Source organism: Novosphingobium sp. Chol11 (genome assembly GCF_945870625.1).
In the GTDB taxonomy this organism is placed as follows: Bacteria; Pseudomonadota; Alphaproteobacteria; order Sphingomonadales; family Sphingomonadaceae; genus Novosphingobium.
Map to the genome: position 1 here is coordinate 1 of NZ_CAMBTS010000112.1, position 9,862 is coordinate 9,862.

General features: G+C 63.3%; 7 protein-coding genes, 1 pseudogene and 1 riboswitch. Of the genes and pseudogenes, 6 read left to right on the forward strand and 2 right to left on the reverse strand.

All coding sequences use genetic code 11. The features are described from left to right. Positions 1-147, reverse strand: a pseudogene (locus Q0O40_RS13865) (transposase family protein); the annotation flags it as partial. A gap of 13 nt (positions 148-160) precedes the next feature. On the opposite strand from Q0O40_RS13865, the gene Q0O40_RS13870 reads away from it, so the two are divergent. Beyond that, the gene (locus Q0O40_RS13870) at positions 161-1,051 is read left to right on the forward strand and encodes a TIGR03032 family protein (protein WP_295531061.1); all 891 of its coding nucleotides are present in this window, start codon (positions 161-163) and stop codon (positions 1,049-1,051) included. 74 nt (positions 1,052-1,125) lie between these two features. Here Q0O40_RS13870 and Q0O40_RS13875 read toward each other — a convergent pair whose 3' ends face one another. After that, complete coding sequence (locus Q0O40_RS13875) at positions 1,126-2,877, reverse strand: NAD(P)/FAD-dependent oxidoreductase (RefSeq protein ID WP_295531064.1); 1,752 nt, start codon at positions 2,875-2,877, stop codon at positions 1,126-1,128. A gap of 258 nt (positions 2,878-3,135) precedes the next feature. Here Q0O40_RS13875 and acs point away from each other — a divergent pair, with 258 nt between their 5' ends. The 5 genes from acs to Q0O40_RS13900 form a co-directional block, all read left to right on the forward strand. Further along, positions 3,136-5,076: an acetate--CoA ligase gene (gene acs / locus Q0O40_RS13880; RefSeq protein WP_295531067.1), complete on the forward strand. Its 1,941-nt coding sequence runs from the start codon at positions 3,136-3,138 to the stop codon at positions 5,074-5,076. 309 nt (positions 5,077-5,385) lie between these two features. Continuing rightward, positions 5,386-5,587: riboswitch (cobalamin riboswitch) on the forward strand. Between the two features lie 160 nt (positions 5,588-5,747). After that, on the forward strand, positions 5,748-7,637 hold the full coding sequence (locus tag Q0O40_RS13885; RefSeq protein ID WP_295531070.1) for a TonB-dependent siderophore receptor: 1,890 nt from the start codon (positions 5,748-5,750) through the stop codon (positions 7,635-7,637). Continuing rightward, on the forward strand, positions 7,637-8,521 hold the full coding sequence (locus tag Q0O40_RS13890; RefSeq protein ID WP_295531073.1) for an ABC transporter substrate-binding protein: 885 nt from the start codon (positions 7,637-7,639) through the stop codon (positions 8,519-8,521). Before Q0O40_RS13885 ends, Q0O40_RS13890 begins: the two co-directional genes overlap by 1 nt. After that, on the forward strand, positions 8,518-9,486 hold the full coding sequence (locus Q0O40_RS13895) for an iron ABC transporter permease (RefSeq protein WP_295531076.1): 969 nt from the start codon (positions 8,518-8,520) through the stop codon (positions 9,484-9,486). The genes Q0O40_RS13890 and Q0O40_RS13895 overlap by 4 nt, the downstream gene beginning before the upstream one ends. Continuing rightward, positions 9,483-9,862: ABC transporter ATP-binding protein (locus Q0O40_RS13900; protein WP_295531079.1), on the forward strand; the 380-nt coding region annotated here is incomplete at its 3' end. The genes Q0O40_RS13895 and Q0O40_RS13900, both read left to right, overlap by 4 nt.

The following is a 9,862-nucleotide window of genomic DNA, read 5'->3' on the forward strand; positions in this document are numbered from 1 at the left end:
CGGCGTGGTGTAGTGCCATTCGATCCTGGCTGCCCCGCACCACTCGAGCACCGCGTTCGAGGTCAGCTCGGTGCCGTTGTCGCTGACGATCATGCTGGGCTTGCCGCGCCTGGCTATCAGCTCGGTCAGCTCACGCACCACCCGCTTGCACCAATCGGCGATGGCCAAGCCGATGGGCATCTTTGTCGAAAACGACAATGCCTTTGCCTTGTCTGCCGGCTTTCAGATCATGCGGTTCAAAAACGGCCTTGAGCCGCATGAGCGGGTGAACTTGCAGTTTGACGCCTGCTATGTGCCGCGCGAAACATACCTGACAGGCGAGCTGGACTCCCACGATATCAGCGTGGACCGCGATGGCCAGATCATCTTTGTGAACACGCGCTTCAATTGCCTGGCCACGACCGATCCCCGGCACAGCTTTCGCGCCTTGTGGCGGCCGCCGTTCATCTCGGCGCTGGTGGATGAGGACCGCTGCCATCTCAATGGCCTGGCCATGGAGAATGGCGAGGCAGCCTATGTTACCGCGGTCAGCCGTTCAGACACGATCGATGGCTGGAGAGACCGGCGCAATGATGGCGGTGTCGTGATCGACGTGCGCAGCGGCCAGATCGTGTGTGAAGGCCTCTCGATGCCGCATTCGCCGCGCATCTATCAAGGGGAGTTGTGGCTGCTCAATTCCGGCACGGGAGAGCTTGGCGTGGTCGAGGGCGCCGCGACGGGCAAAGGCACCTTTGTCCCGCGCATCTTCTGCCCCGGCTTCGCCCGGGGGCTGACGCTGCAAAACGGCTTTGCCTTTGTCGGGCTATCCAAGCCTCGCTACAAACGGTTTGAAGGTCTGGCGCTCGATCAGCGGTTGCGCGATGCCGACAGCGAGCCGTGGTGCGGCATCCAGATCATCGATCTGGCCAAAGGGACGTGCGTGGAGTGGTTCCGCATCGATGGCGCGGTCAAAGAGATCTTCGATGTCGCGGTGATCAAAGGGCATGCCTGCCCGATGTCGATCGGCCCCGAAGCCCCCGAACTCATCAAGTTTATCACCCATCAGGCTTAGAGCCGTGCTGGCCGATGGGGGGCTGGCCAAGAGGCCTACCGGACAGTGAGCGCGCTGCGCGCGCTCCTCACCGTTCAAGCAACAGGCGGCAGCGCATAAGGCTCCATCTTGAGGCCTTCGAACTTTGCCTTGAGCTGCATCGCGAGAAACCGCGAATAATAGCGCGCCAGCGAGAGATTGCCGCCCATGAACCACAGCCCCGGCTGCGCGGTGGGTTTCCACATGTTGCGCAATTCGCCCTCCCACGGACCGGGATCGCCGCGCGTGCCCGAACCATAGCCCCAGCATGAGCCGACTGCTTCGGCCACTTCGGGGCTGATCAGCCGCGCGACCCATTCTTCCATCGAGCCGAACCCGGTAGCGAAGATGATCCCATCAGCGGGCACATGGCTGCCATCGGCAAGGATCAGGCCGTCCGGGTCGATCCGTTCGATCGCCACCCCGGAGCGCAGCGCGATCCGGCCATCGGCGACCATTTCGCAGGCGCCGACATCGAGGTAGTATCCCGAAGACGTGCGCAGAAAGTTCATCGCGATGCCAGTGCCGTCTTCGCCGAAATCGAGCTTGAACCCGGCCTGTTCAAGCCGATCATAAAACGGCGCTTCGTCCCGGCGCAGCTGCTTCCACAGCGCCCGCGCACCCACTTCGGACAATCGCAGCGGCACCGAGGCGACCATCATGTCGGCCTTTTCGGTAGTCATCCCGGAATCGACCGCTTCCTGCGAATAGAGCGGCTTCAACATCACATCGGTCATCGTCGTTTGGCGCACGATATGCGTCGACGAGCGCTGGATCATCACAGGGTGCGCGCCGTGCACCACGAGATCGGCGCAGATATCATGCGCGCTGTTGTTGGCCCCGACGACGACGATGCGCTTGCCCGCCAGCCCCTGCCCGCCGGGATGCGCGCTCGAATGGCATAGCGTGCCCTTGAAGGTTTCCTGCCCCGGAAAGGTGGGCATTTTAGCAAAGCCGGCATTGCCCAGCGCCATGACCACGTGCGGCGGATGCAGGACGATCTCGCCGCCATCGCGCCGCAGCGTGACAGTCCACACGCCCTTCGCGGCGTCATACATGGCGCTGGTGCATTCGGTCGACGTCCAGACGTTGAGTTCCATGATGTCGGCATAGGCTTCGAGCCATTCGCCCATCTTGTCCTTGGGCGTATAGACCGGCCAGTGCTCGGGGAACGGCACACAGGGCATGTGATCATACCACACCGGATCGTGCAGCGTGAGCGAGGCATAGCGCGAGCGCCATTGGTCGCCCACGCGTGGATGCTTGTCCACCAGCAAGCACGGCACGCCCAGCAGGCGCAGCCGCGCGCCAATCGCCAGTCCGCATTGCCCCGCGCCAATCACCAGCACATAAGGCTGCGCGCCCTGCTCGAAACTTTCCGCCTCAGCGCGGCGCACTTCGGCCCAGCTGCGCCCATGCGGATCGTCGATCATACCCGAGGTGCGCCGCGTGCCGATCTGCTCCTCGTGGCCCTTGAGGTCGTACTGCATGGTGTAGAGCGCCAGCGCCTGATCGCCCACCAAGCGCAGATAGCCCTTGCCCCGGCCCAGCGCGGTCTCGAATGCGATATAGCCCTCGCTCGCCCCGGCTTCCGCCTCGCTGGTCCAGTTGAACGCGCCAACTTGCTGCGCGCGCGCGGCGACCATCGCGGCAATGGCTTCGGTGCCTTCGTAAGTTGCCAAGTTCCAGCCGAACGCGAGATGATCGCGCCACAGACCGGTGGGGAGAAACAGCGCGGCGGTGGCCGCCGGATCGTTTGCTTCAAGGATCCGGCTCAGACGCTCGAGCCAGCCGTGTACATCAACCATCAAATCGGGCCTGTGAGAGAGGGATCGAAAACGAGCGCCATTGATCGACACTGCAGTGCGCTACATCGCCATAGGCCATCTTTTCGGGGCCGATTACTGGCTAAAGAGAGGTATTGCGGCGGCACTGGACAAGGCTCGCTTGCTCTTTGATAGCATGGAAAGCGCTCGGCGGTACGCAAGGGCTTTGCAAGGTGCTCGTTTGTTGGCTTATGCAAGGCGGCGCGCCGCGAAAGGCGCATGGTGAGAGGAACGCCCCCAATGGGCAATGCAATCTATCCGGTGCCTGAGCAATGGGCGGCCAATGCGCTGATCGACGAGGCCGGTTATCATGCGATGTATGCGCGCTCGATCACCGAGCCAGACGCGTTTTGGGCGCAAGCGGCGCTGCGGCTTGATTGGATCAAGCCTTTCACCAAGGTAAAAAACACCAGCTTTGACGAAGCGGATTTCGGCATCAAGTGGTTCGAGGATGGCACGCTGAACCTCTCGGCCAATTGCCTAGACCGGCACCTTGCCGAGCGCGGCGATACGGTGGCGATCCTGTGGGAACCGGACAGCCCCGACGAGGCAGTGCGCCGCATCACCTACCGCGAACTGCATGCCGAGGTATGCCGCTTTGCCAATCTGCTGAAATCGCGCGGCGTGACCAAAGGCGAGCGGGTGACGATTTACCTGCCGATGGTGCCCGAGGCGGCGGTGGCGATGCTCGCCTGCGCGCGGATCGGCGCGATCCATTCGATCGTCTTTGCCGGTTTCTCGCCCGAGGCGCTGGCCGGGCGGATCACCGATTGCGACAGCCGCGTCGTTCTGACCAGCGACGAGGGGCTGCGCGGGGGCAAGAAGGTTCCATTGAAGGCCAATGTCGATGCGGCGCTGGCCAATTGCCCAGGGGTCGATACGGTGATCATGCTGCGCCGCACCGGCGCTGACGTTGCTCTCGTGCCCGGCCGCGATGTGGATTGGGCGCACGGCGTGGCGGACCAGAGCGCCGACTGCGCGCCAGAGGAAATGGGCGCGGAAGACCCGTTGTTCATCCTTTACACCTCGGGCTCGACCGGCAAGCCCAAGGGCGTGCTCCACACCACCGGCGGCTATGCCGTGTGGGCCTCGATCACGCACGAATATGTGTTCGATTATCGCCCGGGCCAGATTTACTGGTGCGCCGCTGATGTGGGCTGGGTCACCGGGCATTCCTATGTGGTTTACGGCCCGCTGATGAACGGCGCGACCACGGTGATGTTTGAAGGCGTGCCCAATTTTCCTGATCCGAGCCGGTTCTGGCAGGTGGTCGACAAGTTCGCGGTCGAGATCTTCTATGGCGCGCCGACCGCGCTTCGCGCGCTGATGCGCGAGGGCGATGAATGGGTCGCCCGCACCAGCCGCGCCTCGCTGCGGCTGCTTGGCTCGGTGGGCGAGCCGATCAACCCCGAAGCGTGGGAATGGTACCACAAAGTTGTGGGCGAGAGCCGCTGCCCGATTGTCGATACCTGGTGGCAGACAGAAACAGGCGCGGCGATGATCACCCCGCTACCCGGCGCAACCCCGCTCAAACCGGGATCAGCGAGCCGGCCTTTTTTCGGGGTGAAGCCGATGCTGCTCGATACCGAAGGCACCGTGCTCGAAGGCGCGACCGACGGCTGCCTTGCCATCGCCGACAGCTGGCCGGGGCAGATGCGCACCGTGTGGGGCGATCACACGCGCTTTTTCCAAACCTATTTCAGCACGTTCAAGGGGCTCTATTTCACCGGCGACGGCTGCCGCCGCGATGAAGATGGCTATTACTGGATCACTGGACGGATCGACGACGTCATCAACGTTTCAGGCCACCGCATGGGCACGGCCGAGATCGAGAGCGCGCTGGTGGCACATCCCAAAGTGGCCGAAGCTGCCGTGGTCGGCATGCCGCACGACATCAAAGGACAGGGCATCTATGCCTTTGTCACCACCAATGTCGAAGTCGAGCCCGATGACGCGCTGCGCCGAGAACTGGTGCAATGGGTCCGCCGCGAAATCGGCCCGATTGCCACGCCCGATGTGATCCAGTTCGCTCCGGGCCTGCCCAAGACCCGATCAGGCAAGATCATGCGGCGCATTTTGCGCAAAATCGGCGAGAACGATGTCTCCAACCTCGGCGATATCTCGACCTTGGCCGATCCGTCTGTGGTGGAAAATCTCGTAGCGAATCGGCCGCTGACATAATCGCGCTCGGGCGCTTGGCCCGGTGAGGATTTGTACTGCCCGGCGCGGCGCGATATTTCGCACCCTCTCCCAAGGCCCCGCCGGGCAGTCCTCGTTTTAGAGGCTTCATTAATAGCGTATTGACCTGCGCAAGCCACCGGAAAAATTGGTGGCGCAATATTCATTCGCCTGCTGATGCCCGCTTGCAACACTTATGGCCTGAACGCCGCGCAGGCGCGACATCTCTGATCCTTGCGTGGTGCGTGGCGAACGGGCGGCGCCCAAGCGCCGCGCAAAAAAGGGCTTGCTTGCCGCCGAATTCCTCGCTTATAAAGTGGCAGCGTAACAGGGTTCCAGCGATGGGATGAAAAGGGAACCCGGAAGCGAAGATGTCTTCGTAGTCCGGGGCTGTGCCCGCAACTGTGACCGGCGAGTGCTTGTTCCATATGCCACTGCGGCTTTTGTCGTGGGAAGGTGGGGCGAGGATGACGACCCGGAAGCCAGGAGACCTGCCTGTTACGGTCGATCCTTCGCGCAGACGGGATGTTCTGTGTGATCGAGGCCAGTCCTCGTGCGTTCGGCGTCGTTGGGGTCGTGCGCGCCGTCTGGCCGAAAGCCTGTCGCTGTGTCCGCTCCCTTTTGTCGTAACAGAAGGGCTTTCTATGCGCAGAATTTCGAAACTTTCCCCCCTCTTGGCGGTTCTTGTTGCGGCGCCGGCGTTTGCTCAGCCGGCCGATGCGCCGGCTGAAATCATCGTCGTCACCGCCAATCGCGAGGCGCAGCCGCTATCGCGGGTCGGCCAAACCATCACGGTGATCGATCGGGCACAGATCATCACCGCGCAAAAGAACGTGGTCTCCGATTTTCTGCGCGATGTGCCCGGCCTCACGATTGCGCGCAATGGCGGTGTCGGCGGCGTAACCACGGTGTTTATCCGCGGCGCGGAGAGCGATCAGACCGCGGCGTTGATTGACGGCGTGAAGATCAACGACCCTTCCGCGCCCGGCGGCGGTTTCGATTTCGGCAACCTGCTGACCGGCAACATCGAACGCATCGAAGTCTTGCGCGGGGCTTCCTCGGTGATCTGGGGCAGCCAGGCCATCGGCGGCGTGGTAAATCTGATCACCGAGCGACCGACCGAAGCCTTGCGCGTCAATGCGCGCGCCGAAGGCGGCTATCGCGGCACAGCGCAAGTGGTGGGCAATGTCTCGGGCAAATTCGGCCCAGTCTCGGCCAGCATCGGCGGCGGATTTTTCCGAACCGACGGAATTTCGGCTTTCAACGCGGCGCGCGGCGGCAATGAGCGCGACGGTTATCGCAATTATGGCGCAAACGCGCAGTTCAAGATCGCGCTGACTGAGACGATTTCGGTTGATCTGCGCGGGTATTACTCGAATGCCAAAAGCGGAATCGACGGATTTGCGCCGCCAACTTATGCCTTTGGCGATACTCAGGAAATCAGCCGCACCCGCCAGTTGGTGGGCTACGGCGGGATCAATGCGGCATTCCTCGACGGCCGCTTCCGCAACCGGATCGGCTTTGCGCTAACCGACTCGCGCGCGCGCTTCACCGACGCTTCGGCAGCGATCCCATTCGAAACTTTTGCCGGAAACGGCCGCAACGAGCGGCTCGAATATCAAGGCGTGTTCGACATTGCCCAAGGCTGGCAGGCCAATTTCGGCGCTGAACGCGAGATTTCGCGCTATAACACATCGAGCTACGGCTTCCCCGGCGATCGCGGCAGAGCCAGCATCACCAGCGGGTACGGCCAATTGGTGGCAACGCCGCTCGCTGGCCTGACGCTGACCGGCGGTATCCGTCATGACCAGCACAACCGCTTCGGCGGCGCAACCTCGCTCGCGGCGAGCGGAGTCTATTCTCCCAACGACGGCGCGACCACGTTTCGTGCAAGCTATAGTGAAGGCTTCAAAGCACCGACCTTGTATCAATTGCAGAGCGAATACGGCAACCAGTTGCTGCGCCCCGAACGCTCCACCGGATACGATGCCGGCGTCACCCAGACGTTGCTGGACCGGACCATTGAAGCAAGCGCGATATGGTTTCACCGGGACAGCAAGGATTTGATCAACTTCATTTCCTGCCCGCTCCCGCGCACCGGAATTTGCACAGGTCGTCCTTTTGGCACTTATGACAATGTTGCGCGGGCAACCGCACAAGGGGTGGAGCTTTCGCTGGTGCTACGCCCGGTGAAGGCGCTCACGGTGCGGACCAATTACAGCCTGATCAATGCCGAAAACCGCACCCCGGAAGCCGCCAATTTCGGCAAACGGCTGGCGCGCCGCCCCGGCCAAAGTGTCAACGCAGCGATCGATTATCGCTGGGCGTTCGGTCTTTCAGTAGGGGCTGGTGTCACCCATGTCGCCAGCACGTTTGACAATGCGGCCAACACGGCAAAAGTGCCGGGCTATGTCCTCGCAGATATCCGCGCGGCGTTTGATATCAGCGACAAGATCAGCCTCTACGGCCGGATCGAAAACCTGTTCAATGAACAATACGAGACGGTCCTGCGCTATGGCACGCTAGGCCGCGCGGCCTATGCCGGTGTCAGGCTGCGCTACTGATGCGCACGCGCAGCACCGCTCACCAAGGCATCCGTCGCGCGAAATTTCATCGCGCGTGGATCTGGCGGGCGGCGCTGTGCGGCCTTTGCGGGGCAAGCGTGGTCCATGCCCGGCCAGTGCGGGTGGTGTCGATCAATCCCTGCCTCGATGCAATCTTGATGGAAGTGGCCGATCCGGCGCAGATCGCAGGCATCAGCCATTACTCGCACGACCCTGCGGCAACGTCGATCCCGCTGGCGCAGGCCATGCGCTTTCGCGCGACCTCGGGCACGGCGGAAGAGGTGATGGGGCTATCGCCCGATCTGGTGATGGCTGGCGGCCATGTCTCGCCCGCCACCGTCAATGCGCTGGAGCGGCTGCATATTCCGCTCCTGCGGCTGGGCGTACCTGAAACCATCGCTGAGAGTTTCGCGCAAATCCGCGAGGTTGCAGCGGTCATGGGCCACCCCGAGCGGGGCGAAGCGAGCGTGGTGCGCATCGAGTCGGCTGTCAGGGCGGCGCGTCCCACCGATCGCCGCAGGATTCCCGCGCTGATCTGGCAAAATGGCGGACTGGTGCCCGGCCAAGGTACGCTCGCCAGCCAGTTGCTGACGCTCGCCGGGTTTGAAAACCTGAGCGCGACTTATGGCGTGACGAAATGGGATGTGCTCCCGCTTGAATATCTGATGGCCCAGCCACCCGCGCTTCTCCTTTCGGCGCAGAGCACAGGCCCGCAGCGCGATCGCATGCTATCGCATCCCGCCATCGCGCGGCTCGGCCGGCGCATCGCCATTCGCCCATATTCCTTCCAGTTGCTGCAATGCGCCGGGCCAACCATCGCAGCAGCCATGGCCCGGCTCGCCGAGCTGCGCCGCAGCGTACCACGCGCTCTGGCGGCAAAATGACCGCTCGGAGGCTCAATATCGGGCTGGCCTCCGGGCTGATCTTCGCCGTGCTGCTCTCGCTCACCATTGGCAAAGTCTGGGTGCCCCTCTCGGGCTGGCTGGGCAACGATCCGCGCTGGCTGATCATTGCCGAACTGCGCGGGCCGCGCACTTTGCTGGCGGTGGTGATCGGCGCGGGGCTGGGCGTTTCAGGCGCGGCGATGCAGGGTTTTCTGCGCAATCCGCTCGCCGATCCCGGCCTGTTCGGTGTTTCTGCGGGCGCGGCGCTCGGCGCGGTCCTGTCGCTCTATTTCGGGTTTGCCGCCACGGCATTGCTCTTGCCCGCGTTCGCGCTGGTCGGTGCTGCGCTCAGCATGACATTGCTGGCGCTGCTAGCCGGGCAGTCTGGCAACCAATTGCTGTTTGCGCTGGCGGGCATGATCTTGTCGAGCGTGGCGGGTTCGCTCACCGCGCTGGCCATCAGTCTCGCGCCGACGCCGTTCGCAGTGACCGAGATCGTCACCTGGCTGATGGGCGCATTGACGGATCGCAGCTGGAACGACGTCCAGATAGCCCTGCCCCTCACCGTTTTGGGCTGCAGCGTGCTGGCCATGACCGCGCGCTCGCTCGATGCCTTGACACTCGGCGAAGCGGCCGCGCGCTCGATGGGGGTCGATGTGGTCAGGTTGCAATGGATGATCGTGGTAGGCGTTGGGCTCTGCGTTGGCGCGGGGGTTGCGTCGGCTGGAGTCATCGGCTTCGTCGGCCTGATGGTGCCGCACATGGTGCGCCGGGTGGTTGGCGGTCGTCCTTCGGCGACGTTGCTTTCTTCCGCGCTCGGTGGCGCGCTGCTGCTGCTCTTGGCCGATACCATGGTGCGCGCGATCCCGACGGTGAGCGAGTTGCGGCTGGGCATCACCATGTCGATGCTGGGCGGTCCGTTTTTCCTGTGGCTGCTGATGTCGCTCCGGCGGTCGCTGCCATGACCGAGCCGCTCATTTGCGAAGGCCTTGGCGTGCAGATCGGCGGAGCGGATATCCTCCACAACGTCAGCCATCGGTTTGTGCCTGGCCGGATCACTGCGCTGCTGGGGGCCAATGGCGCAGGCAAAAGCACCCTGCTCGCCTGCCTGACCCGGCTGCGCCTGCCGGACACCGGCAGTGTGCTTCTCGGTGAGCGTGCGCTGGACCGTATCAATCGGCGCGAGCGTGGGCAACGGATTGGCCTTTTGCCGCAAGTCAGCGATGTCCATTGGGATGTCGACGCCGAGACCCTCGTGATGCTCGGCCGCTTCGCCCACCAACAGGGCTGGGGCGCAAGCGATCAGGATCGCCGTGCCGTGGCCGAGGCGATGGCCGCAAC

Coding starts and splice junctions, on each gene's coding strand:
- Q0O40_RS13870 (WP_295531061.1), top strand. CDS start 161: ATGGCCAAGCCGATGGGCATCTTTGTCGAAAACGACAATGCCTTTGCC.
- Q0O40_RS13875 (WP_295531064.1), bottom strand. CDS start 2,877: ATGGTTGATGTACACGGCTGGCTCGAGCGTCTGAGCCGGATCCTTGAA.
- acs (WP_295531067.1), top strand. CDS start 3,136: ATGGGCAATGCAATCTATCCGGTGCCTGAGCAATGGGCGGCCAATGCG.
- Q0O40_RS13895 (WP_295531076.1), top strand. CDS start 8,518: ATGACCGCTCGGAGGCTCAATATCGGGCTGGCCTCCGGGCTGATCTTC.
- Q0O40_RS13890 (WP_295531073.1), top strand. CDS start 7,637: ATGCGCACGCGCAGCACCGCTCACCAAGGCATCCGTCGCGCGAAATTT.